Annotated in this window: 24 protein-coding genes; 4 read left to right on the top strand and 20 right to left on the bottom strand. The window is 71.9% G+C overall.

What is annotated here, in order from left to right:
• Positions 1–45 precede the first annotated feature (45 nt).
• Positions 46–1218, top strand: coding sequence for an aminotransferase class I/II-fold pyridoxal phosphate-dependent enzyme (locus ACFZDL_RS44160; RefSeq protein ID WP_353596378.1), 1173 nt, complete (start codon positions 46–48; stop codon positions 1216–1218).
• 452 nt (positions 1219–1670) lie between these two features.
• Here ACFZDL_RS44160 and ACFZDL_RS44165 read toward each other — a convergent pair whose 3' ends face one another.
• From ACFZDL_RS44165 to ACFZDL_RS44210, 10 genes are all read right to left on the bottom strand, one after another.
• Positions 1671–3140 carry a hypothetical protein gene (locus ACFZDL_RS44165; protein WP_353596362.1) on the bottom strand — a complete coding sequence of 490 codons (1470 nt, stop codon included), beginning with the start codon at positions 3138–3140 and terminating at the stop codon, positions 1671–1673.
• A 49-nt stretch (positions 3141–3189) separates the two neighbouring features.
• The gene (locus ACFZDL_RS44170) at positions 3190–3666 is read right to left on the bottom strand and encodes a hypothetical protein (protein WP_353596361.1); all 477 of its coding nucleotides are present in this window, start codon (positions 3664–3666) and stop codon (positions 3190–3192) included.
• A 309-nt stretch (positions 3667–3975) separates the two neighbouring features.
• A complete protein-coding gene (locus ACFZDL_RS44175; RefSeq protein WP_353596360.1) occupies positions 3976–5781 on the bottom strand; it encodes a complex I subunit 5 family protein in 1806 nt (601 codons plus the stop codon).
• Positions 5778–6125, bottom strand: a complete 348-nt coding sequence (locus ACFZDL_RS44180) for a sodium:proton antiporter (protein ID WP_353596359.1) — start codon at positions 6123–6125, stop codon at positions 5778–5780. The genes ACFZDL_RS44175 and ACFZDL_RS44180 overlap by 4 nt, the downstream gene beginning before the upstream one ends.
• Positions 6122–6880 (bottom strand): MnhB domain-containing protein, encoded by a 759-nt coding sequence (locus ACFZDL_RS44185; RefSeq protein ID WP_353596358.1) that lies wholly within the window; start codon positions 6878–6880, stop codon positions 6122–6124. Before ACFZDL_RS44185 ends, ACFZDL_RS44180 begins: the two co-directional genes overlap by 4 nt.
• Entirely contained in the window at positions 6877–7146 is a 270-nt protein-coding gene (locus ACFZDL_RS44190) for a hydrogenase subunit MbhD domain-containing protein (protein WP_353596357.1), read from the bottom strand. Before ACFZDL_RS44190 ends, ACFZDL_RS44185 begins: the two co-directional genes overlap by 4 nt.
• Positions 7139–7630 (bottom strand): monovalent cation/H+ antiporter complex subunit F, encoded by a 492-nt coding sequence (locus tag ACFZDL_RS44195; protein WP_353596356.1) that lies wholly within the window; start codon positions 7628–7630, stop codon positions 7139–7141. The genes ACFZDL_RS44190 and ACFZDL_RS44195 overlap by 8 nt, the downstream gene beginning before the upstream one ends.
• The gene (locus tag ACFZDL_RS44200) at positions 7627–7803 is read right to left on the bottom strand and encodes a hypothetical protein (protein ID WP_353596355.1); all 177 of its coding nucleotides are present in this window, start codon (positions 7801–7803) and stop codon (positions 7627–7629) included. Before ACFZDL_RS44200 ends, ACFZDL_RS44195 begins: the two co-directional genes overlap by 4 nt.
• 252 nt (positions 7804–8055) lie before the next feature.
• On the bottom strand, positions 8056–8424 hold the full coding sequence (locus tag ACFZDL_RS44205) for a DUF6479 family protein (RefSeq protein WP_353596354.1): 369 nt from the start codon (positions 8422–8424) through the stop codon (positions 8056–8058).
• Between the two features lie 79 nt (positions 8425–8503).
• Positions 8504–8947: a CBS domain-containing protein gene (locus ACFZDL_RS44210; RefSeq protein WP_353596353.1), complete on the bottom strand. Its 444-nt coding sequence runs from the start codon at positions 8945–8947 to the stop codon at positions 8504–8506.
• 277 nt (positions 8948–9224) lie between these two features.
• On the opposite strand from ACFZDL_RS44210, the gene coxB reads away from it, so the two are divergent.
• From coxB to ACFZDL_RS44225, 3 genes are read left to right on the top strand one after another with little or no spacing between them, the layout of a single operon-like run.
• Entirely contained in the window at positions 9225–9887 is a 663-nt protein-coding gene (gene coxB, locus ACFZDL_RS44215) for a cytochrome c oxidase subunit II (RefSeq protein ID WP_353596352.1), read from the top strand.
• Positions 9884–11572, top strand: a complete 1689-nt coding sequence (locus ACFZDL_RS44220; RefSeq protein WP_353596351.1) for a cbb3-type cytochrome c oxidase subunit I — start codon at positions 9884–9886, stop codon at positions 11570–11572. Before coxB ends, ACFZDL_RS44220 begins: the two co-directional genes overlap by 4 nt.
• Positions 11569–11931: a hypothetical protein gene (locus ACFZDL_RS44225; RefSeq protein WP_353596350.1), complete on the top strand. Its 363-nt coding sequence runs from the start codon at positions 11569–11571 to the stop codon at positions 11929–11931. The genes ACFZDL_RS44220 and ACFZDL_RS44225 overlap by 4 nt, the downstream gene beginning before the upstream one ends.
• A gap of 54 nt (positions 11932–11985) precedes the next feature.
• On the opposite strand, the gene ACFZDL_RS44230 is transcribed toward ACFZDL_RS44225, so the two are convergent.
• The 10 genes from ACFZDL_RS44230 to ACFZDL_RS44275 form a co-directional block, all read right to left on the bottom strand.
• Positions 11986–12669, bottom strand: a complete 684-nt coding sequence (locus ACFZDL_RS44230) for an SDR family NAD(P)-dependent oxidoreductase (RefSeq protein ID WP_353596349.1) — start codon at positions 12667–12669, stop codon at positions 11986–11988.
• On the bottom strand, positions 12666–13703 hold the full coding sequence (locus tag ACFZDL_RS44235) for a glycosyltransferase family 9 protein (protein WP_353596348.1): 1038 nt from the start codon (positions 13701–13703) through the stop codon (positions 12666–12668). The genes ACFZDL_RS44230 and ACFZDL_RS44235 overlap by 4 nt, the downstream gene beginning before the upstream one ends.
• Positions 13700–15151 carry a D-glycero-beta-D-manno-heptose 1-phosphate adenylyltransferase gene (gene rfaE2, locus ACFZDL_RS44240; protein ID WP_353596347.1) on the bottom strand — a complete coding sequence of 484 codons (1452 nt, stop codon included), beginning with the start codon at positions 15149–15151 and terminating at the stop codon, positions 13700–13702. Before rfaE2 ends, ACFZDL_RS44235 begins: the two co-directional genes overlap by 4 nt.
• Positions 15152–15153: 2 nt before the next feature.
• Positions 15154–15828, bottom strand: coding sequence for an SIS domain-containing protein (locus ACFZDL_RS44245; protein ID WP_353596346.1), 675 nt, complete (start codon positions 15826–15828; stop codon positions 15154–15156).
• 65 nt (positions 15829–15893) lie between these two features.
• A complete protein-coding gene (locus ACFZDL_RS44250; protein ID WP_353596345.1) occupies positions 15894–17168 on the bottom strand; it encodes a glycosyltransferase in 1275 nt (424 codons plus the stop codon).
• On the bottom strand, positions 17165–18130 hold the full coding sequence (locus ACFZDL_RS44255; RefSeq protein ID WP_353596344.1) for a glycosyltransferase: 966 nt from the start codon (positions 18128–18130) through the stop codon (positions 17165–17167). Before ACFZDL_RS44255 ends, ACFZDL_RS44250 begins: the two co-directional genes overlap by 4 nt.
• Complete coding sequence (locus ACFZDL_RS44260; RefSeq protein WP_353596343.1) at positions 18127–19185, bottom strand: glycosyltransferase family 9 protein; 1059 nt, start codon at positions 19183–19185, stop codon at positions 18127–18129. The genes ACFZDL_RS44255 and ACFZDL_RS44260 overlap by 4 nt, the downstream gene beginning before the upstream one ends.
• On the bottom strand, positions 19182–19793 hold the full coding sequence (locus ACFZDL_RS44265) for an HAD-IIIA family hydrolase (protein WP_391194251.1): 612 nt from the start codon (positions 19791–19793) through the stop codon (positions 19182–19184). Before ACFZDL_RS44265 ends, ACFZDL_RS44260 begins: the two co-directional genes overlap by 4 nt.
• A gap of 60 nt (positions 19794–19853) precedes the next feature.
• A complete protein-coding gene (locus ACFZDL_RS44270) occupies positions 19854–20882 on the bottom strand; it encodes a glycosyltransferase (protein WP_353596342.1) in 1029 nt (342 codons plus the stop codon).
• 54 nt (positions 20883–20936) lie between these two features.
• Positions 20937–22616: a carbamoyltransferase C-terminal domain-containing protein gene (locus tag ACFZDL_RS44275; protein ID WP_353596341.1), complete on the bottom strand. Its 1680-nt coding sequence runs from the start codon at positions 22614–22616 to the stop codon at positions 20937–20939.
• Positions 22617–22663 lie beyond the last annotated feature (47 nt).

Consider the following 22663-nt stretch of genomic DNA (forward strand, 5'->3'; position numbering starts at 1 on the left):
GAAAGATTTGCGCGGCTCTTCGCATATCTTTGGCCCATGAAGATCATGCCTCGCGACATCGTTGCGCCTCGTGTTGCCAATCCGCTGTGCCAGCTCTCTTGGGAGGAGCTGCGGAGGCGCACGAGCCTGAAGTGGCGGACGTACGCCGAGGACGTGCTGCCCTTGTGGGTCGCCGAGATGGACGTTCCCCTGGCCGAGCCCGTCGCACAGGCGATCCAGGACGCGGTGGCGCTGGGCGACACCGGTTATCCGACCGGGAACGGGTACGCCGAGGCTCTGGCCAAGTTCGCGAGCGAGCGGTGGGACTGGGACGGGCTCGTGGTGGAGCGTACGGCCGTCGTTCCAGACGTGATGCTGGGCATCGTCGAGATGATCAAGCTGGTCTCCGGACCGAGTGATCCGGTGATTGTCAACTGTCCGGTGTACCCATCGTTCTACCAACTCGTCGAGAACATGGGCCGGCCGATCATCGAGGCTCCGCTCGGCGCGGGCGGACGGCTCGACCCCGGCCTGCTGGAGGTCGCCTTCGAGCATGCGCTCAAAGGCGGGGGCCAACCCGTGTATCTGCTGTGCAGCCCGCACAACCCGACCGGCACCGTGCACACCGCCGACGAGTTGACGGACGTGGCGGCGGTGGCGCGGACGTGTGGCGTGCGGGTCGTCGTCGACGAGATACACGCCCCGATCGTGGTGGCGCGCACGACATTCGTCCCGTACCTGAGCGTGCCCGGCTCGGAGAGCGGGCTGTCGCTGATGTCGGCGTCCAAGGCGTGGAACCTGGCGGGGCTCAAGGCCGCCCTGGCCATCGCCGGCCCCGACGCGGCCGACGACCTTGATCGCCTACCCGAAGCGATCGGTCACCCCAGCCATGTCGGGATCATCGCCCACACCGCCGCACTGCGGGACGGTGGCGACTGGCTCGACTCCCTGCTCGCCGGCATCGACGACAACCGCCGACTGCTCGCCGACCTGCTGGCCGAACACCTGCCCACCGTGAGCTACACCCCGCCCCAGGCCACCTACCTGGCCTGGCTGGACTGCCGAGCCCTCGGTCTGGGAGACGACCCGGCCGCGGTGTTCCTGGAGCGCGGCCGTGTCGCCCTGAGCTCCGGCGTCCCCTTCGGCACCGGCGGCGCCGGCTTCGTCCGGCTGAACCTGGCCACCTCCCCCCAACTGCTCGCCGAGGGGGTCCGGCGGATGGCCGCCGCGCTCGACTGACCCCGTACGGCTCTCCAGGCCACCGGCGGCACCCCGGCTCGTGATTCTGGCCCGCAATCGTCAATCGCCCTGCTCCGCCTTCCGGTGCGCTGCCCTTCACGTGACCAGTTGAGGGACCGGTCATGGGCCGCGATGATCTGCTGGTGCAGGTCAAAGCCCGAGTCGTTTCTGTCTTAACCTTTTCGGACCCGGCGACCATCACGAAAGGAATCCCACAACACCATGAGGGCCACTGCGACACCGACCACCCTGCCATAGACAGACCTGGGCGAGTTCCACCCGTCTTCCCGCACAAGGTCCAGTTCCCGCTGAAGCAACTCTCGTGCCTTCTTCGAGTAAAAGTGAATCTCGGCGAACGCGATAAGTGTCGCTGTTGCCTGTCGCGGGCCGCACCCCCAGCGCAAGCCAATGTCCGGTCCGCGTGACGACCTCTTCACTCCAGCCTCGTAGGCTCACCGAGTGGCGTTCTCCCGACCGGGATCCGTGCGCCCGCCCTCCCGCCCCGGTTCGTCGGGTTTCGGGAGCGCTCCGTTGTTCGGGCTGGATCCGCCCAGGTCGTAGTGTTTGACCGAGCTGGAGCCCGACATGCTGAACTCCTGGGCGAGGCCTGTGGTGTGCAGTCGCGACGGCTGTCCGTCCGGGATGTGGAACTTGCCGATGTCCACGCCCTTGCCCTTGTCCCAGTTGTAGCGGTCCCAGGCGTTGGCCTGGTAGTCGAGGCCGACCCTGGGCTTGCCATTGGCGTCCGGCTCCACCGTGACCACGCCGGTCACGTTCGAGCCAGTGGATCCGACGGCGAAGAACCAGTTGGGGTTCTTCTGCTGGTCGAAGGAGTAGCCGCTGTTCCCGGTCTGCACCGGGATGGCGACCGGCCTGCCGCCGTTCCTCCGGAACTCCGCAAGCGCCTTTGCGCGCCACTCGCTCTGGTGCCTTCTGATCTGTTCGTCGATGTGGGCCTGGAACCCCTTGTCGTCGGACAGCATCTTGTCGACAGGCAGGTCCATGGGGCTGCCGGAGTTGTTGAGGTAGTGCGCCATGTGGCGGCCCGCGTCGGCCATGCCCCTCCAGTCGGCCGCCTCGGCCAGCAGTTGCATCTTCGCCCTGGTCTCCACCTCCGCCATGCCGGGAGTCTCCGCACCGTGCGGGCCCGAACCCGCGTCCGGGGAGAGTCGCTTGACCGTGGTTTCCAGCAGACCCGCCGCCAGCAGGTCCTTCTTGTGCTCCTTCCACAGCTGAGCACGCGCCTCCGGACTCAGCGACTGCCACAGGCGTCCCAGTTCGGCGCGCTGCTGCGGGTTCGCGTCACCGCCGAGCGCGGCCAGTTTCAGGGCTCGTGGCAGCTGGTCCTCATCCAGCGAGGTGTACTTGGCGTGGCCGGGGTTCAGGGGTTCGCCACCGTGGGTGTTCTTCAGGGCGCGGGAGACGGCGGCGTCGATCTCCGAGGCGTGGGCGACCAGCCCCGTGAGGGTGTCCGCGTACCACTGCGCCAGGTCCTTGGTCCGCTGCGAATAAAGAGGGATGTTCTTGCTGCACAGCGCGCGCACCGTCACCGTGCCGTTGCCGTTGTCGGACACGGACATGCCGGGGTCCTTCTCGCCGCCCTTGCGCGCCTCCTCGTCCAGCTTCTTCGCCCGCTTCTGGACCGCCGACAGTTCGGTGTAGGCATCCTGGAGCACGTTGTAGATGGACTCGGCCTCCAGGTGCAGATCGCCGAACTCCTTCGCCGTGCTGCGTACGAACTCCCTGGTGACGGTGGCATTCACCCCCTGCCACCGTGCCGCCTCGGATTTCGCAACCAGCCCCCTGGAGACCTCGGTCTTGAGCTTCGCCAGGTCGCCGACCATGGTCTTCCAGTCGGCAACCGCGGCGCCCAGCTTGCCGAGGTCCATCGTGAGGAGATTGGTGTATGTGAAGGTCGCCACTCTCGCTCGCCCCCCGCCTGCTTCACGTGCTTGCTACTTCACGTACTCGCTACTTCACGTACTTGGAGATCTCCGAGACCGGGACCGCGGAGCCGTCGCGGTGGCGCAGCGATGCCGCGACGTACTCGTCGTCCTTCGCGTGTGCCTTCTTCGAGTAGTCCAGGTGATTCGAGATGTGGGCGCACATCTGGAGAATCGTCTTGACCTGCGTGCCCCAGACCGAGACCGTGGTCGAGAGCTCGTTCCCCATGGTCATGTTCTGCGTGGACAGCTCCTTGGCGGCCTGCAGGGTGGAACCCGACCCGCTCTTGTCCATGCCCGCGCCCTCGATGTCGGCCTTCTTCCGCAGCACATCGTGCAGCTCGTACGCCTCGTGGCCGACGGCTCCCAGGTCGTCCTGGTGGACGACCAGGTCGTGATTGGCCCCGCCACCCGGGCCGGGCTGGGCCTGGTTGAGCCGCATCCCGACCGACTGCTGCTCCTTGGCTGCGGAAACGAGGTCCGCCCACTCCTGGTCGAACGTCATCTTCACCACCATCCCCCGTGTATCGCTTTCGGTGGTCTGACACGCATCCTGCCTCGAAGGGGCGTAAAAGTCCTTTGCCTGGAGTGCCAACTTCTTGACGCTGAGCGCAACGTTGCGGTGCCGCCGTCGCCGGTGAGGCCGAGGGAGTCCTCAAGCTCTCGGGTATTGCTCGAAGCGCCGCACCGGGTCGTCGTCCGCGTGCCAGCGGCTTTCCAGGGTGATGAGCTGGGAACGTTGGGCTCCGTACGCGGTACGTGCCGTCCATACGACGCCGACGGCGTAGGCGACGGCCGCACACGGAGCCCGGGCTCAGGCGAGCAGGGCTCCCAAGAGGGTGATGCCCGCCAGGAACCAGGCGACGTAGTCGCCCACATGACCGGAGTGCAGCCGTCTCAGCGGGGCGAACCAGCGGGCCGATTCGCCTGCTGGACGCCGTGTGGCCAGCAGTGCGAGCGTCGCGGCAAGGACGGTCGCCAGCAGACCCCACAGCAGGCCGGAGGCCGTCCAGTGCGGCGCGGGGGTGGGCGCGGGCTGCGTCGGTCGGCCGTACAGCACGGAGACGAGGTAGCCGTGGTGGTCGGTGAAGGTGTCCGCGGCGTGGCCGACGCCGGTGCGCAGGCCGGGGACCAGTCCCACCGCGAGCGCACCGGCGAGCAGTGCGGCCGGGACGGCGAGCATCGAGTTCGGGACCCGGGACAGCGGGCCGCCCCGGGTCTCCGGCTCTTCCGCTTCGCCGGTCGTCTCTTCCGGGACGTCCGGAGGGCGCGTGCCGAGCCCGAGGAACACCCGGGCGCCGGCCCGCAGCACCGCGCCACCGGTGATCGCCGAGGCCAGCACGTACAGTGCGGTCCCCCAGCCCCCCGCGGCCTCCTCGGCGACCGATTTGCCCAGTGCGGTGCCGAAGGGTGGCAGCCCGGCAAGAGCCAGGCCCCCGATCCCGAACATCACCCCGACCCCGAGCAGTCCCCGTCCCCTGCCGTGCAACTGGTTCTCGTCGACGCTGCCGAGACGGTCCAGCAGGATCCCCACGCAGGCGAACAGCGCTGCCTTGGTCCCGGCGTGTGACAGGACGTACAGCGCCACGCCACCGATCCCCTCGGGGCTGAGCTGCGCCAGGCCGATCAGGAACAGCCCGGTGTGCGCGACCGTCGAGTAGGCGAGCAGCCGCTTGAGGTGACGCTGCTGCCAGCACATCACCGAGCCCAGTACGGCCGTCAACACGCCCAGAGTCAGCAGTGTCCGGTGTAGGTCGGGCGCCGGAATGCCACCGGGGCCGGCGAAGACGGTCCAGTAGACCCGGGCCATCCCGTATACGCCCAGCTCGACCATCACCCCCGACAGCAGCATGCACACGGGGGTCGGTGCCACCGCGTGGGCATCGGCGAGCCAGAAATGGAACGGCACCGCGGCGGCCTTGACGAGCAGACCGGTGGCGACGAGGACGAAGGCCGCGATCACCAGCGCGTCCGGGCCACCGGTGGAGTGGGCGTCCAACGCCCTCCCGATCTGCGCGAATCCCAGTTCGCCGGTGCGGGCGTACAGCAGGGCGATGCCCGACAACATGGCGTAGCCGCCGAGGGAGTTGACGACGCCGAACACCAGGCCGCCCTGCACGGCGCGCGCCTCCTCCACGCGGTAGCCGGTCAGCGCGTACGCGACCGCGCTCATCAGCTCGAAGAACACGAACGCGTTGAAGAGGTCACCGGTCAGGGCGAAGCCGCACATGCCGGCCTGGAAGAGCAGCACCAGTCCGGGGAAGGCACCGGCGTGGCGTCGTGGGGGTTCGTCGAAGTATCGCCAGGCGTAGACGAGTGCGGCCACCACCAGAAGCGAGACCAGCGTGGCGAGCCCCAGACCGATGCGGTCGCCGACCAGGACGATGCCGACGCTCACCCCGTGGTGCGGCCGCCAGTCCCCCACCCACTCAACGGGCCGCGCGACGGACGCCGAGGTGGCCGCCACGGCCCACAGGGCGAGCGCCGCGACGGCCGCGGCGAACAGGCAGGCCAGCAGCTCGGCGGCGTACCGAGGCAGCCGGCGGCCCGCTCCGACCAGCACCGCGGCGCCGAACAGCGGGGCGCATACGATCAGTGGCAGGACCTGTCCGGCGGTCATCCCCTCAGCTCCGAGAGCTCGTCGGGATCCACGGTCCCGTGCCGTTTGCCGATCTGGATGACCAGGGAGAGCAGGAGCGCGGTGACGGTCGCCCCGATGACGATGTCGGTGAGGGTGAGGGCCTGGACGACGGGGTCGACGACCGGCCGTGAGCCAGGGGTGATGTCGGAGAAGACCGGGGCGGTGCCGCCCTTCCGGTATCCGATGGCGAGCAGCAGCACATACGTCGAGGACTGACAGACCGACAGGCAGCCCACCGCATGGATGAGGTTGCGGCTTGTGGCCAGCCCGTAACAGCCGATCAGGAAGAGCCATCCCGCGATCGCATACGGCAGCACGCTCACCGCTCGCCCTCCTCACCGACGTCCTGTCGTTCGCTCTCGATCTCCACGGCCTGGTCCAGGAAACCGGCCAGCAGCACCACGACGCCGGCTGCGACCTCCACACCGATGGCGGCGTTGAGCAGCGGGACGGTGCCGCCGGAGGCGAGGGTGTTGAAGGTGCCGTAGGGCAGGTAGTTCGTCAGGAAGGCCGCACCGGTCAGCAGGGCGGCCGCACCCACCAGGAAGTAGCCCGCCTCGCCCGCAGCGTCCGCCACCTCATACATTCCGACGGGGCGGATCCGTTCCAGCGCCCGGTAGTCCACGGCGATGTAGAGCAGGTGCAGCGAGGTCGCCACCACCACACCGCCCTGGAAGCCGCCACCGGGGCTGAGCTGGCCGTGGGCAACGACATACAGCCCGATCAGCAGGGCGACCGGCAGCACGAGCAGGGCGTAACGGCGTACCGGCGGCGCCACCCGGACGGGTCGCGGGGGCAGCCGGTCCTCATCGCGGGTCTGCCGCAGCAGTACGACGGCGCCCAGGACGGAGCCGAAGAGGATGGACTCCTCCCCGAGGGTGTCCAAGGCCCGCTGGTCGAAGTTGACCGAGGAAACAGTGTTGGCGGTGTGCCGGGCGAGAGCGGCTCGCACCGCCCGGTCACCGTAGGGATGCCACTGTCCGCCGAACGCGGGCAGATCGAGGCAGGCCAGCAGGTAGAGCACGGCCGTGCCCAGGCCCCCGAAGGCCAGCACCCACAGCCGCATCCGCACGCTCACTCGCGTTCCTCCCGGCGCTCGCCGCGGGCCCTGCGGCGCACCTTGTGTACGGACAACAGCACCATCAGCGGTGTCAGCGCCGCACCGACCGCCAACTGCGAGAGCGCGACGTCGGGCGCCTGCAGCAGCAGGAAGAGGGTGGCGAGCGCAAGGCCCAACAGCGACATCAGGAAGGACTGCCGCACGGGGTCGCGCACAAGGACGGTGCCGGTTCCGGCCGCGGCCACCAGCAGAAGGCCGAGCAGCAACGGCAAGTCGTCAGCCATCTCCCACTCCCTCCGCAGGCGCACCGGACGTGTTTCCGGCGGTGACGGCGGCGGTCACCGCGCGGGTCGCGCTCCAGCTGCCGAGAATCAACAGGGCGCCGATGACCAGTAGTTTCACCGTGGCCCGGCCAGGGACGGTGACGAGGCACAAGGGAAGCAGTACCGCCGGCACCGCCAGGTAACTCAGCGCGGTCACCATCCGCAGCAAGTGCGCCCTCGGCGGACGGTCCGCCAACTCGCCGGAAAGCAGCCGTGCGTAGAGCAGAGTGCCGGCCGGACCGAGCACCGAGAGCACCAGCGCCGTGTCGGTGTAGGCCGGGCGGCGAGAACCTTGCGCGAGCAGGAGGAAGACCAGGGACAGAAGCGTGGTGGTCAGGTTCTGTGCGGGCACTCGGCGACGGGCCGGGCCGGTGGCCACGCACCATGCGGCCGGTGCCACTCCACAGAGCAGCAGCGCGGCGCCGGCAGCGGTCCAGCCGCTCATCGGTCACCGACCGCGCGCCGCGCGCCGCAGGCGGCGGCGGCCGACACCAGCCCGGCGCCGGCGCCGACCAGCCACTCCAGGGTGTCCACGGGGCCGATCAACACGATCCACAGCAGGGTCAACATGGTCCAGCTGCCGATGAGTTCGGCGCCCGCCATCAGCCGTCGCGCCACCCTCCACGCACCTCCTGCCGACCGGGTACCCGGCCCACAGGCTCACATGCGGGGCCCCGGCCGCCCCGTCACCGCGCCGCGCGTTACCTCCGTCGGAGGTGCCGCACGCGGGCGCGAGCCGCAGCTTTCGATACCACGCCTCTCGACGCCACATGCGAGTAACGCGTGGCCGGCGCGCACGGACCTGCCGATCGACGGCGCGGGGCGAGCTCTTGGAGTGCTCGGCGTGTGGAGTTCCGCGGTCCTCGGCCATCACGTCGTGTCGCTGCCTCCGCTTCCGAAGGATCCGCTGGATCCCGGTTTCCAACGGGGGCGGGACTGGTCTCCGCTCGGCCTGCTGGGGTTGTTCCCGAGTTCGTGCGGGGTGCGTCGGGCTCCTCCCCGCGTGGCGCGGGGCACCTCGTTGGGTTCTCGCATCTGCCGCTCCTCGCGAACCGGCCCCGAGTCGGGGAGCGTGGGCTGCTCCGCTCGCCGGGGCGGTGCCGGCTGTCGTCGCCGCGCCCTGATGCCGAGCGGCACGATCCACACCAGCGCGGCCGTGATGAGGAGACCGCAGAGGACGATGACGACTATCCCTGCCGCCGACCCGGCCGCGGCCATGTGCTCCTGTGTCGTGTCCATCGTCTGCGAGTACCCGCCCGCCGGGATCGAATGCCCGACAGGCGGTGGGGGAGGTCAGGGTTACCGATATCGGACCCGCTCAGCCCGGCTCCGGGCCGCCGTGGAGGTCAGGGGTCGGTGCCACGACGCGCGCGCGCCGCGGTTCCGAGTTCTCGTCCGTTGCCAGATCGCCGAGGCAGACGCTGCCGATGGGCTTCCCGTCTCCGTCGACCACCGGGAGGCGCGGGAGCGAATGTTCCCGCATCGCCTTGATGGCGTGGTCGACTTCGTCGTCCGCGCTGACGGCCACCAGGTCCTCGTTCACCGCCTGAATCACCGTCGTCTGCTCGGGGTCCGCCCCGTCGGCGAGAGCGCGAACCACCAAGTCGCGGTCAGTGACCAACCCCCTCAGGCGGTCCCGGTCCATCACCAGGACCGCGCTGACACCGTGGTCGCGCATCAGCCGGGCCACGGATGTCACTGGCTCTTGGGGTGCGACGGTCATGGGAACGTCGGCCATGACATCGCGTACGCGCTGGGCCATGATGAGCCCCTTCCACGATCGGGCGGTCCGGTCACCAAGCTCGCCGACCGGGTACCCCGCAATCGCTCTCTCACCCTCGCTCCCACCAGCATCGACAGGGGGCGGGGCGACCGGGTGCGGGAAGGGCGGCCGTTGCGCTGAGCGCCGCGCGCCGAGCCGGTCGTCCCCCTGACACGGTGTGTCCGCTCGTGGCCCCGCCCGGGAGAACCGTAATGTCCCGGATGCCCAGCGGTGACATCGCCGGGTGTGTGCGACCAGTCCTCGGGAGGAGCCCGGCGTGAACCGACGGCACGTCTTCGATCAGGTGTTCACCCTGGAGCTGGCCCTCGCCGCCATCGTCTTCGTCACCGTCCTGGGCGCCCTGCTGTACTCCGTCGTCCGCCGCCGGGCCGGTTCGGGGGTCTCGCCGTCGCGGCGTGCCGAGCGGCCGAGGATGGAGTCCTACTACGTCGCGGTCCTGGCGGTGGTCGCCGTCTTCCTGGTCGTCTACACCGCGCTCGCCAACCACCACGAGCGGCACGCCCCCGCACACCGCCCGACCGTACGGGTGGACGTCACGGCGTACCAGTGGTGCTGGCAGTTCGCCCACCCCAGGGCCCGGGAGAGGGCGGTGTCGACCACCGCCACCTGCCGCGACGGCCGCCTGCCCACACTGGTCGTGCCCACAGGGCGGACCGTCAGGATCGAGCTCACCTCCCGGGATGTGATCCACTCACTGTGGGTGCCCGCTCTGCGCTACAAGATGGACGCTTTCCCGGACCATGTGAACACCTTCACCCTGACCTTCGACCGGGAAGGCCGGTGGATCGGCCGATGCGCCGAGTTCTGCGGCCAGCGCCATCACTCGATGGATTTCTGGTTGAAGGCCGTCTCCCCGAGGAAGTACGCCACATGGCTGCATGAACACTCCCAGGCCGGTACGGGCGGGGCCTCGGTATGACCCTGGCGCCCGAGGCCGGGGCCGGGTCCGTACGACGGGCCCCGTCGCCGGGTGGCTGGCTGGGCTGGATCACGACTACCGACCACAAGCGCATCGGGCTGCTCACCTCGGCGACATCGCTGGTGCTGATGTTCGTCATGGGCGTCCTGGCCCTGCTGATGCGTGCTCAGCTCGCCCAGCCGAACGAACACCTGATGGGTCCGCAGCTCTACAATCAGCTGTTCACCATCCACGGCTCCGGCATGATCTACATGGTCATGACGCCCTTTGCCCTCGGTCTGGGCGTGTATCTCGTCCCGCTGCAGATCGGCGCCCCGGCGATCGCCATTCCCCGCACCACTCTGCTGGGCTACTGGCTGTACGCCATCGGCGCGGTGATCATGCTCGCGGGTTTCGCCACCCCCAACGGGGCCCACGCCGACGGCTGGTTCTCCTATCCGCCGATGGCCGACAGCCAGTACTCCCCCAGCGTGGGATCGGACCTGTGGATCGTCGGTGTCTCCCTGGCGGCGACGGGAGTGATCGCGATGGGCTGGGCGGTGCTGTGGACCGCGCTGCGCAAGCGGGCACGCGGGATGACCATGCTGCGCATGCCCGTGTTCTCCTGGTCCATGGTCGCGACCTGTCTGATGGTGATCGGCGCCTTCCCCTCGCTTCTGGCCGCGCTCACACTGCTCGCCATCGGCAGGGCGGATCCGTCGGTCTTCTCCTCGAACGTGTGGAACATCGGCTACCAGCATCTGTTCTGGTTCTACGGCCACCCCGTGGTCTATGTGATGTTCTTCCCCTATCTGGCCGCGGTGGCGGAGGTGCTGGCCGTCTTCTCCGGGCGGCGTTTCTTCGGCTACAAGGGAACCGTCCTGTCGCTGCTGGCCTTCGCCGCGCTGTCGATGAGCGTGTGGGGCCACCACATGTTCACCACGGGACAGGTGACCAACGACTACTACTCCCTGACCTCCATCACGCTGCTGATCCCAGCGGGGGTGGAGTACTTCGCGCTGATCGGAACGGTGCTGGGCGGACGGCTGGTGTTCCGTTCACCCATGCTGTTCGCACTGGCCTTCATTCCCCAGTTCCTCATCGGCGGCCTCACCGGAATCATGGTCGGCACCCCCGTCATCGACTACCACGCCCAGGACAGCTACTTCGTCGTCGCCCACCTGCACTACGTCCTCTTCGCGGGCAGCGCGTTCGGGCTCTTCGCCGCCCTGTATTTCTGGTTTCCCAAGGTCGCCGGGGTGATGCTGAACGAACGCATGGGGAGGATCCACTTCTGGCTGCTGGTCGCCGGCACAAACCTGACCTTCCTCCCGATGTTCGCGCTGGGCTACCAGGGCATGCCCCGACGCGTGTCCACCTACCCGGTCTTCGACGGGTTCGGGCTGCTCAATCTGGTCACCAGCTGCGGTGCCGCCGTGCTCGCCGCCGGGATGACGGTGTTCGCCGTGAACGTCCTGTGGACGCTGCGCACACGGTCGCTGGGACGCCACCGGCCTGCTCCTGACGATCCCTGGAACGCCCACACCCTGGAGTGGGCCACCTCATCACCGCCCCCGCCGGTGAACTTCACCCCCGAGCGGCCCCTGCCGCCCATCACCAGCAACGCTCCCCTTCTCGACCTGAGGCGACGCCGCGCGGCGGAAGGCGCCGTGGGGCGGGCCCCCGGGACGGGAGACGGGTCGTGAAGATCGGGTCCCCGGGGTTCTGGGTGGCGGCGGGCTGGGGCCTCGGCAACGCCCTGCTGATCGCGGTCCTGGCCGGATACGGGGAGAACTCCCTGACGTACTGGCTCTGGGGCTCGGCAGTGGTCTTGATCGAGGGGACCGCCCTGGCCGTCCTCATCTCCTCCCGCGGTGGCTCCGAGGAACAGCTCGACTACCGCGCTCCCGCCACCGGCGGCGGTGCCGCCCTGCCCGCCGCGGCCGGCCTCGCCGCCCTGGCACTGGCGTTCGTCTACGGCTGGTGGCTCTTGAGCCTGGGGATTCCCCTGCTGGGTGTGGGACTGACCGTTGCCATCAGGGCCCGTCTCACGCGGACCAGGTGATCGCATGTCCCGAGCTCGGCTCGCCGGGGCACCGCCGGACACCGAGCGGCCGCTTCAGCCCCGTCGCCAGTCGTCACTTTCCAGGTGGGACCCGGCCATCGGCCCCATGCGGAGCATGCCGCCGTCCACCGCCCAGGAGGCTCCGGTGACGTAGGCGGCGTCCGGGCCCGCGAGGAAGGCGACGTGTTCGGCCAGTTCGAGGGCCATCACCTGGGTGAGCAGGCCGAGTCCGCCTTTGGCCGCGCAGTAGGGCGCGGCGCCGACGCGCGGCTGGGACTCGTGCACGCTGGTGATGTTGACGATCCGGCCGCCCTCGCCCTGGCGGATCATCCGGCGGGCGGCGCACTGCCCGCACAGGAACGGGCCCACCAGGTCGACGTCGAGTACCTGCTGGACGGTGGTGTGGTCGAGGTCGAGGAAGGGGGTGGCGGTGCCCGTACCCGCGTTGTTGACCAGGACATCGAGGCGACCGAGCCGGTCGGCCAGGTGGTCGACGACATCGGCGGCCGCCGGGAGAGCGGTGAGGTCCAGGCGCTCGACCACGGCCTGGCGTCCGCGGTCCCGGACCTCGGCCGCCGTCCTTTCGGCACCCTCCTGGTCGGTGTGCCAGGTGATGCCGATGTCCATGCCGTCGTCGGCGAGCCTCACGGCCGTGGCACGGCCGATCCCCGAATCCGCGCCGGTGATCACGGCGGTACGGGGAAGAGGGCCGGATTCGTTGTTCGTGATGAGGGTCATCCATGGGCTCCGGTGAATTCGGGTGGGTGTGGCCGGTGGACCGGGGGGCCGCCGGGGCGTGGCAGCTGGTCGAACGCCGTCAGGACGTCGCTCACGCTGATGCTGAGCAGTCGTTCGTCGGGGACGTCGCCGTGGGCGTTCCCGGGGCGAGGGGTGTCGTCGCTGCCGTACCAGAGCGCCTGGTGCAGCTCACAGCGCGGTGGTCCCCACAGCCGGGGGGCCACCGGCCCGAACAGGACGACCGAGGGCGTGCCCAGGGCGGTGGCCAGATGTGCCAGGCCGGTGTCGCCGACGACGACGGCACGGGCATGGGCGAGGAGTGCGGCAAGTTCAGCGAACGGCACATCGGCCTCGCCGCCGAGCACGACCGTCCGGGGCAGCCCGGCTCGCAGGGCGACCTCTTGGGCCAGGGGCGCCTCACCGGCGCCGGCGGTGACGATGACTTCGTGACCGATCGCGGCCAGGGCGCGGCCCACCGCGGCGAAGCGCTCGGCGGGCCACCGGCGCGCGGCGGCATCGGCGCCGGGGTGGACGACCACCGCTCCGGGCGCGGGCGAGCCGCGGTCGTCGGGGGCGGCGATCCGCCGGTCCTCCGGATCGGCGGGGATGCCGAACCAGGTGAGCAGTCGGCACCAGCGCGCCCCCTCATGTTCGTCCTCGCGCCACTGTGGTCCGGGGATCTGGGGGGTGGCGGGGTGCGCGTACGCCAGGGTGCGTCCGGGGCGCAGGGCGTTCAGCAGGAGGTGGCTGGGCGGCCCGTTGCCGTGGAGGTCCACCGCCATGTCCGGCGGCGGGCCGGTCCAGTCGATGCGGGTGGGGACGGCCCGGCCGGGAGCGGACGTGGGGAGCAGCCGGTCGACGGCTCCGGTCGCCGCCGAGGCCTCGGCCAGCCGGCCCGGCGCGGCCAGCAGCAGTTCGTGTGCGGGGTGGGAGCGCCGGAGGGCGCGGAGGGCCGGGACTGCTGTGAGCAGGTCGCCGAGCCCGAGGGCGCGCAGGACCAGCAGGCGGGGGCGGTGGCCCGCGGTGCGTGTCATCGGCGGCCCCTCGTCGGCGCCGGGGTCGGGCCCGCGGGGCGCTGCAGGGCCGCCCGCCGGGCGAGTTCGGTGGTGGACCGGCCGTCGAGGTACGGCAGGACGAGTGCCTGGCCGCCCCATTCGTGGAGCACGGTGGCCTCGGGCAGGGCATCGGCGCTGTAGTCGCCGCCCTTGACCCACACGTCGGGGCGCAGCCTGCGCAAGAGCCGCTCGGGGGTGTCCTCGTCGAAGACGGCGACGGCGTCGACGCAGCCGAGCCCGGACAGCACCCGGACCCGGTCGGCCAGCGGATTGATGGGCCGGCCCGGTCCCTTCAAACGGCCCACCGAGGCGTCTGAGTTGACGCACACGATCAGGCAGTCCCCGGTGCGGCGGGCGTTCTGGAGCATTCCCACGTGCCCGGCGTGCAGCAGGTCGAAACAGCCGCCGGTGGCGACGACGGTGCCGCCCCGGGCCCGGACCGCTTCGGCCAGGTCCTGGGCATCCGCCGGGGGATGGGTGCCCGCCGGGAGATGGGCGTCCGAGTCGTCGCTGGGGGCCCGTCCCAGATCGAGGTCGCCGACGCCACCCGCCGCGACAAAGGCGGCGGCCTCGGCGACGGCCAGCTGAACCGCCTCTTCCGGGAGCCCTCCGCCCGCCAGCACGTTCGCCGCGGCGGCTGCGAAGCAGTCCCCGGCGCCGCAGGGATCGCCCCCGGCCCGGTGGACGGCCGGGACGTACATGTGGTCGCCGCTGTGCGGGCGGGTGAGGATCGCGCCGCGCTCCCCCAGGGTGACGGCGACGGCCACGGCACCCCAGCGCTCACCGAGGCGGGCGCCCCGCGCTCCATGGGCCCGCAGTGAGCCCTGGTCCTTGTCCGGGGTGCCGTCGGCTCCGAGGAGGAGACGGGCCTCGGCGGCGTTGGGTGTGGCCAGCCGTACGCCGTGCACGGGCTGTTCACCGCGCGGGTGCGGGTCCCACACCACGGGCACGGTGTGGGCCGTATCGGCGAGAAGCGAGCGCAGTGCGCCGGCGGTGCCACGGCCGTAGTCGGCGACGAGGACGGCGCCGGCCTCCCGGAGCACGGCGGCCGCGGCCCGCCCGGGGGGTCCGGGCGTCCCTCCCCCGCTGTCGACCCGGACCAGCGGGCGGCCTCCGGCGCGGATCCTCATCTTGACCGGGAGAGTGCCGTCCAGGGGCAGCTCGGCCAGGGTGACATGGGCACGGAGCACCTCGCGGGCGGCCCGGCTCGCGGAGTCGTCGCCCAGCGCGGTGATGAGCACCACCTCGCGTCCGCCGCGGGCGGCGAGCAGGGCGGCGAGTCCGGCACCGCCGGGGCGGCTGTGTTCCACCGCGACATCGACGACCGGGGCCGGGGCGTCGGGTGCCAGGCGGGTGGCTTCGCCGTCGACGTCTCTGTCCAGCAGGGTGTCCCCCACGACGACCAGGGGTCGCTGCACGGCGCCCATGTTCACCTCCGGCCAGTCGCGCGGGGAGGGTGGGGGGCGAGGGTTTCCGCACGCGCGAGTCCGGGGCCTTGGGCGGTCATGGGGCCGGTGGCATCCCCCACGGTGAGCGTCTCGTGGTCGAACGTCTCGCACAGCAGGTGGAGGGCGATGAGATGAGCCTCCTGGACGGTCGCCGTGGTGCCGGAGGCGATGCACAGGGCGTCGTGGGCGCGGAGGGCCAGCGGGTTGGGCCGGGCGCCGGTCATGGCCCACACCTGCAGCCCGGCGGCGTGTCCGGTGTCGGCCGCGGCCAGGAGATTGGGGCTGCGTCCGGAGGTGGACATCAGCACCAGCACATCACCCGGTCTGCCGTGAGCGGCGACCTGACGGGCGTACAACTCCTCGAAGCCGTAGTCGTTGCCGATGGCGGTGAGGCTGGAGGTGTCGGTGTGCAGGGCGATGGCCGAGTAGGGGGGCCGTTCGCGCCGGTAGCGGCCGACGAGTTCGGCGGTCAGGTGCTGGGCCTGGGCGGCGCTGCCGCCGTTGCCCGCGGCGATGAGCCGGCCGCCGAGGGGGAGGACGGCGGCCAGGTGGTGGCCCCACGCGGTGAGCTGTTCCAGGTCGTGTTCGGCCAAGGACGCCACGGCGTCCTGGAGCGACTGGCAGTGGGCCCGGGCGGCGCGCAGCGTATCGGTCATGGGTGTCCGGGCCGGTGTCCACCACGTGGGGGGCGCCGGCCCGTACCTCCTTCCCGCGGGGTCGGTCACGGGTGGGCGCCCATCGAGACGGTCGGGCACGGCGGTCGGGCCACTGCGAGTCCGGCCGCCAGGACATCGCGGTAGGCGCTTTCGGTGGCGGCGGCGATCCTGTCCCAGCCGTAGTGGCTCAGCACGCGCCGACGCCCCGCTCTGCCGCATGCGGCGGCCCTTTCGGGGGCGTTGAGGAGCCCGGCGACCGCCTCCGCCAGGGCGGCCGGGTCGCGTGGCGGCACCAGTCGGCCGGTGTCCGGGTCGACCACCGTGTCCCGCTGACCGCCGACCGCGGTGGCCACCACGGGTGTTCCGCAGCTCATGGCCTCCAGGGGCACGATGCCGAAGGGCTCGTAGTCGGCGGGACACAGCACGAGGTCGGCGGCGCGCAGCAGGGCCGGCATCTGTTCGGGGGGCAGGCCGCCGGTGAACACGATCCGGTCGGCGACGCCTGCTTGGCGGGCCAGGGCCTTCAGACGGCGTACCTCCGGGTCCCGGTCCACCTCGGCCGGCGGTGGCCCGCCCACGATGAGCAGCACGGCGTCCGGCAGCCGGGGAAGGGCGGCGATGGAGACGGCTGCGCCTTTCCTGGGCACCAGCCGGCCCACCTGGACCAGGAGGGCGCGGTTCGCGGGCCGGGATGCGGTGGGCCCGCTGGGGATGAACAGTGCGGGGTCGACACCGCAGGGCACGACCGTGATCCGGTCCATGTTCAGCCCCATGGCGGCCAGTTCGGCGACCTCGTCCCGGCAGGTGGCGATGATGCGGTCACAGCCCTCGCCGACCTTCGTCTCCCACGCCACGCGGTCCGGGGGGCTGGTGTCGGCGTCCTTCTGATGGCGCCGCTTGACGGTCCCGAGCGCGTGGTACGTCTGGGCGAGCCGCAGTCCGAGGGCTCGGGCGGCCTGGAGCGAGGCCACGCCGGACATCCAGAAGTGGGAGTGGACGACATCGGGCGGGGCGGCCCGCCACTCGTGTTCGAGGTGGTTCCCGAATGCGGGCATGTGCGGCAGCAGCTCGTCCTTCGGCAGTGGCCGGGCCGGGCCGGCGGACACGTGCCGCACCTCGACGCCCTCGCGCATCGGCACGCCGGCGGGCAGGTTCGGCGCGTCGCGGCGCGTGTAGATCCGGACGCGGTGGCCGCGGTCGGCGAGGGCCCCGGCGAGCCGGGCGACGTGCACGTTCTGGCCACCCGCGTCCACCCCGCCCAGCGCGGCGAGCGGGCTCGCGTGCTCCGATACGAGCGCGATGTCCAGTGAGGCGGAAGGGCGGTCGTGGCGTGGAGTCATCGGGTCACCTCCTCTATCAGCCGCTCCCAGTCGTCGAGGAAGCGCTTGAGTCCGTACCGGTCGAGAGCGGCCCGGCGGGCCCTCGTCCCGTCCTCGGCCGCGGCGTCCGGGTCGTGCAGATAGCTCCGGGCCGCGCGGGCGAGGACTTCGGGGCGGGTGGAGAGCACACCGGCGCCGTGGGGGACAGCCTCGACGGCCTCGGTGGTGGCCAGAGCGACGACGGGCATGCCGAGGTGCATGGCCTCCAGCAAGGAGAGCCCGAGCGAGGTCCAGCGCACGGGGTGCAGATACAGCCGGCGGCGCGCCATGGCGGTGTGCAGCCGGGCCTGGGGCAGCTCATGGGTGCGGCAGCGGTCGGCGGACAGGCCGAGATGGCGGGCGAGCCCGCGCGTCCGCATGCCGAAGACATCGAGCGGTGCGGCCTCGCTGAGGCCGGGCAGCAGGTCGGTGCCGGTGTGGCGGCCGCGCCGTACCGGTTCGTTGATGACGACGGCGGCGCGCTCGTACTCCCCCGTGTAGCGGTGGCCGGGATCCACGACTCCGTGCTCGATGACGGCGGTGGGGGCGCGTCCGCTGTCCCAGAAGAGCCGGTTGAAGTGGGTGACGTGGACCAGGGTGAGGTCGTCGCGGCCGGCACAGGGGTGGCGGGTGCCCGGGACGTCCCCGTCCGGCGCGTTGTGCTCGAGGTAGACGGCGGGCACCTCGTGTCCGGGGCGGCGGCCCCCGAGCCAGCGGAGGGCGAGCTCGGCCTCGTGGGGCCTTTGGAGGACGATCAGGTCCACGGGGGCCGCCCGGAGCTCTTCCGGGCTGATCTCGGCGACCGACTCGGGCCAGGGGAAGGTGCGGGCCCGGCCGCGGCCGTCGGGTCCGCGGCCGGGGAGGACGGGCACCAGATAGCGGTGGGGGCCCTGGACGAAGGCCGTGGTCCAGGAGCCGTGCACATGCCACAAGAGGATGTTCATGCCGTCGCCTCCAGGGGGTCGTCGTCCGCCCTGCCCGTGGCGAGCAGCGCGTCCACGGCGGCGACCACCTCGGCGTCGGTCACCGAGTCCAGGCAGGGGTGGCCCGCCACCGGGCAGACGCGGGCGCGGCTGCCCGCGCAGGGAGCGTCCTGGCGCCCCAGCAGGCGGTGGGGCACGCGGTAGGGCGCCCAGCGTTCGGCGGGCACCACGGGGGCGAAGAGACAGACGACCGGGGTGCCGACGGCGCTCGCCAGGTGGCTGGGGCCGGTGTTGCCGGTGACCACGGCATCGGCGCCCGCGAGGACCCCCGCGAGTTCGCCGAAGGTGGTCCGTCCGCCGAGGTCGAGGGCAATCCCGTCGGCCACCAGCGCGGTCAGTTCCTTCTCCGACGGACTGCCGGTGACCACGACGCGGTGGCCCGCCTCCTCCAGGGCCGTCACCGCTCGCGCGGCACGGGCCGGGCTCCATGCGCGGGCGGGCACGGCGGCGCCGGGGTGGACGACCACGTACGGCGCGGCCCCGGTGAGCGGCGCGGTGTCGGGGAGCGGCGTCAGGAGGAGCCGTGCCCCGTCGCCGGGTGGCAGGGCGAACCCGGCCGCCTCGGCGAGGTCGAGGGCGGCGCGTGCCTCGTGGCGGTGCGGTGCGCGCTGGTGCCGCAGGTCCAGCAGGGTGCCGGGGTAGTGCTCGCTGTCCGCCGCGATCCAGGGGACTCCGGCGAGCTTGAGCAACAGGGCGGCGGGGAGGGGGCTTTGGTGGTGGGACGCGAGGACCAGGGCGCGGTCGAATCGGCGGGCGGCCAGTGAGGTCAGCAGGGCGTCGGCGGTCGTACGCCGCACCGGCGGGGCGTCGAAGCCCACCCATGGCGCGTCGTGGACCAGCACCTCGTCGACCCCCGGGAGCAGCCGGGCGGCGGCTTCCCCACGGGGGCCGCACAGCATGGCGGTGTACCGGGAACCGGCGGCGACGGCGCGCACGGCCGGGCCGGCCAGCAGGACGTCCCCGGCGCTGTCGAGCCGTACGACCAGGGTGCGCGGCCCGACGCACGCCCGGCTCACGTGGTGCCTCCGGGAAGGTTCAGCAGCCCCCGTACCGCCGTGAGGAGGTCCGGGGCCGTACGGTCCGCGGCGGCGGTCTCCTCCGGCCGGGTCACCGGAGTGGGGATGAGCACCCCGGTCCCGCCGGCCGAGCGGGCCGCCTGGATGTCCGCGCCGATGTCCCCGAGCACCACGGTCGCACGCGGGTCGGCGCCCAGGAGGGCGCAAGCGGCGTGGACGAGCCCCGGGGCGGGCTTGCGGCACCCGCAGCCGTCCTCGGGCTCATGCGGGCACACCGCCCAGACATCGAAGGGACCGAGCAGTTCCTCGACGCGCCGCCGCACGTCCTCGACCGTGCCGCGGGTGAGCACTCCGCGGGCGAGGCCGGGCTGGTTGGTGACCACACCGACCGGTATGCCTCGGGCCCGTAGCTCGCCGACGGCGGCCTTGGCATGCGGCATGAGCCGCACCCGGTCGGGGTCGCTGTCGTGGGGCAGGTCCTGGATCAGGGTGCCGTCGCGGTCGAAGAGCACCGCCTGCGGACCCGTGCGGCGGGTACGAGGCCGGAGGGGGACCCGCCGCTCATCGGGGGTGAGCAGCCATGGCCTGGAGGCATACGCGGTCAGCACGGCCCTTGGGTAACCCGTAGATTCCGTTACCAAACGAGGCAAAGCGCTACACATGGTCCATCACTCCGCGGCCACCGCCACGGGGGCCGGCCGAGTGACCGAGCGGTGGCGGACCAGCCCCACCACCCGGTAAGCGGTGGCCACGGGCGGGATGGCGGCGCTGGTCAGGGCCATCGTGATGATCTCCTCGCGGGTCCGCGGACCGGGCCGGATCCGGGCCAGGGCGAATTCCGCGGTACCGGCCAGCCACAGCGCCGCACCGCACACGGCCGGCCCTCGGCGCCCGGTCATGGCGCCGAGCACCGCGGCGGCCCCGGCCGCGGTGACGGCCATGTGGCGGGGCAGCCGACCACGCGGGGCGCCCGCCCTGGTCCACCAGTCGTGTCCGTGGGCCTTGGTCATCAGGACGTCGTCCGCGTTTCCCGCCTGGGTCCGGACCGACACCCAGCGGTCGGCCGGGCGCACCGGATGGGTCGTGCGGCGCGCGCCCACGGACAGCCGCCATCCGGCACCCATGACCCGTAGTGCCAGGTCGGCGTCCTCGCGGAAGGCGCGGCGGAACCGCTCGTCGAAGCCGCCGACGGCCTCCAGCGCGGTGCGCCGGTACGCCATGTCGGCGGTGATCCAGCGGGCGGTGGCGAGGCCCGCGGTGTTGCGCTCCCAGTCGGTGGGTCCGCGGTCCCCGGTCAGGGGTACGGTGATCCGGCCCTGGACGCCCCCGGTGTCCTCGTCCGCCGCCGCCAGATCGGCGGCGAGGTCATCCGCCCAGGTGGGGCCGGGGACCACATCGTCGTCGAGGAAGACGGTCCAGGGCTCGGGGGCGGCCCGCCAGCCGATGTTGCGCGCGGAGGCGGGTCCGGCGGCGCGTCCGGGCGCGATGTCCACCGAGGGGGCGAGCTCGTCGGGGATCGCGGCGGCCAGCGCGGTGCGGTCCTTTGGCGGCCGGTCGTCCACGAGAACGATGCGGCGTGGGGCGGGCCCCTTGGCGTCGGCGAGGGCTCGCAGGGTCACGGAGAGACTGGGTCGGCCCAGCGTAGGGATGACCACGGCGTACTCGGCCGCGGTGGCGCCCTCTGCCGCTTCCGTCATGACGGGCTCCTGGCTCGGGGGTGCGGGTTTCCAGGTCCGGTGGCACGGGGGCGCCTAGTCGGGCTTCTCGACCGGTGCCGTACCGACCTGGCCGCCCTTGAACAGGACCCCACGGCGGATGACGAACGGCCCGATCGCCAGCAGGTCCACGGGGGCGGAGCCGAAGCACTCCAGAGCGTCACGCGGGTCGTCCACCATGGGGCGGCCGGAGGTGTTGAGGCTGGTGTTGACCACCACGGGCAGCCCGGTGCGCCGTTCGAACGCCATGAGCATGCGGGCCACCAGCGGCTCGGTGGTGGCGTCGACGGTCTGGATGCGGGCTGTGCCGTCCACATGCACGACGGCCGGGATGCGGTCACGCCACTTCGGGTCGACATCGTGCACGAAGAGCATGTAGGGGCTGGGCAGGGGCCCGTCGAAGATGTCGGCGGCCCGCTCGGCCGGCACCATCGGGGCGACCGGGCGGAACTGCTCCCGCCCCTTGACGTCGTTGAGCCGCTCGAGGTTTCCGGACCTGCCGGGGTGGGCGAGCAGTGAACGGTGGCCGAGCGCCCGCGGCCCGTATTCGGAGCGCCCTTGGAACCACGCGACGATCGCGTCGTCCGCGAGCGCTTCGGCGACCGTCTCGGCGATGTCGGGCGGACGCTCGAAGGGCACGGCGGCCGTCTTCAGCCACGCCTCCAGCTCGGCGTCCGACCAGTGGCGGCCGAGGTCGGCTCCGGCCATCGGTTCGGGCCGGTCGCCGCTTAGCGCGGAGAGCAGCAGGGCACCGCCCAGCGCGGTGCCCGCGTCACCGGCGGCGGGCTGGACCCAGACCCGGTCGAACGGCCCCTCGCGGGCGATGCGGGAGTTGGCCACGCAGTTGAGCGCCACTCCCCCGGCCAGGGTCAGCACCCGGTCCCGGGTGCGGCCGTGCAGCCAGCGGACCAGGTCCAGCAGCGTCTCCTCCAGGCACTCCTGGACGCTTCGGGCGAGGTCGGCGTGGGCCTGTGACCACGCCTGGCCGGGGCTGAGGGCGGGACACAGATCGGCCCAGGGCACGCCGGTGGCGTGGAATCCGCCGTCGCCGGTGGCGAACACGTACCGGCGCAGTTCGGGCAGCATCCGGGGGGTGCCGTAGGAGGCGAGGGCCATGACCTTGTACTCGTCACAGGAGCGCAGGAAGCCCAGGTGTTCGGTGAGTTCCTCGTACACCAACCCCAGGGAGTGCGGCAGCTCCTGCCCGTACAGCGGCTCCAGTCGGTCGCCGGTGCGGCGGGCCGCCAGGTGGGAGGTGGCCTCGCCCCGCCCGTCGAGGACGAGGACGGAGCTGTTCTCGGCTTCGGGCGCGGCGAGCGCGGACGAGGCGGCGTGGGCCATGTGGTGGGGGACGAAGCGCACGGCGCCCGGGTCGAGCCCGGGAAGGGCGGTGTGCAGGAAGCCCGGGGCCTGGCGGGCGTAGGTGAGCCGGAGGTGGTCCCAGGGGTCGTCCAGACCCATGCACGCGGCGGGCCGGGCGAGGGCCGGGTCGAAGGAGTAGGAGACGGCGTCGAGGTCCTGGGGGCGCAGCCCCGCCTGTTCCAGACACCATGTGGCCGCCTTCTCGGGGAGTTCCCAGGCGGCGAAGGGCACGGGACGCTTGCCGTGTTTGCGCCGCGAGAACCGCTCCTCCTCCGCGGCGGCGACGGTACGGCCGTCGATCACCAGGGCGGCGGCCGGGTCGTGGAAGAGGGCGTTGATGCCGAGAATACGCATGGGCGTGGCCTTTCCATGGCTCCGGGGCCGCCGGGCTACGGGTCGAA

It is taken from the genome of Streptomyces sp. NPDC007917 (assembly GCF_042959105.1).
Taxonomy (GTDB): domain Bacteria; phylum Actinomycetota; class Actinomycetes; order Streptomycetales; family Streptomycetaceae; genus Streptomyces.

Bases quoted from the DNA above. Each gene is read 5' to 3' on its own strand.
- ACFZDL_RS44160 (WP_353596378.1), top strand. From the start codon at position 46: ATGCCTCGCGACATCGTTGCGCCTCGTGTTGCCAATCCGCTGTGCCAG.
- ACFZDL_RS44170 (WP_353596361.1), bottom strand. From the start codon at position 3,666: ATGACGTTCGACCAGGAGTGGGCGGACCTCGTTTCCGCAGCCAAGGAG.
- ACFZDL_RS44175 (WP_353596360.1), bottom strand. From the start codon at position 5,781: ATGACCGCCGGACAGGTCCTGCCACTGATCGTATGCGCCCCGCTGTTC.
- ACFZDL_RS44190 (WP_353596357.1), bottom strand. From the start codon at position 7,146: ATGGCTGACGACTTGCCGTTGCTGCTCGGCCTTCTGCTGGTGGCCGCG.
- ACFZDL_RS44195 (WP_353596356.1), bottom strand. From the start codon at position 7,630: ATGAGCGGCTGGACCGCTGCCGGCGCCGCGCTGCTGCTCTGTGGAGTG.
- ACFZDL_RS44205 (WP_353596354.1), bottom strand. From the start codon at position 8,424: ATGGACACGACACAGGAGCACATGGCCGCGGCCGGGTCGGCGGCAGGG.
- ACFZDL_RS44210 (WP_353596353.1), bottom strand. From the start codon at position 8,947: ATGGCCCAGCGCGTACGCGATGTCATGGCCGACGTTCCCATGACCGTC.
- ACFZDL_RS44220 (WP_353596351.1), top strand. From the start codon at position 9,884: ATGACCCTGGCGCCCGAGGCCGGGGCCGGGTCCGTACGACGGGCCCCG.
- ACFZDL_RS44230 (WP_353596349.1), bottom strand. From the start codon at position 12,669: ATGACCCTCATCACGAACAACGAATCCGGCCCTCTTCCCCGTACCGCC.
- ACFZDL_RS44235 (WP_353596348.1), bottom strand. From the start codon at position 13,703: ATGACACGCACCGCGGGCCACCGCCCCCGCCTGCTGGTCCTGCGCGCC.
- rfaE2 (WP_353596347.1), bottom strand. From the start codon at position 15,151: ATGGGCGCCGTGCAGCGACCCCTGGTCGTCGTGGGGGACACCCTGCTG.
- ACFZDL_RS44245 (WP_353596346.1), bottom strand. From the start codon at position 15,828: ATGACCGATACGCTGCGCGCCGCCCGGGCCCACTGCCAGTCGCTCCAG.
- ACFZDL_RS44250 (WP_353596345.1), bottom strand. From the start codon at position 17,168: ATGACTCCACGCCACGACCGCCCTTCCGCCTCACTGGACATCGCGCTC.
- ACFZDL_RS44255 (WP_353596344.1), bottom strand. From the start codon at position 18,130: ATGAACATCCTCTTGTGGCATGTGCACGGCTCCTGGACCACGGCCTTC.
- ACFZDL_RS44270 (WP_353596342.1), bottom strand. From the start codon at position 20,882: ATGACGGAAGCGGCAGAGGGCGCCACCGCGGCCGAGTACGCCGTGGTC.
- ACFZDL_RS44275 (WP_353596341.1), bottom strand. From the start codon at position 22,616: ATGCGTATTCTCGGCATCAACGCCCTCTTCCACGACCCGGCCGCCGCC.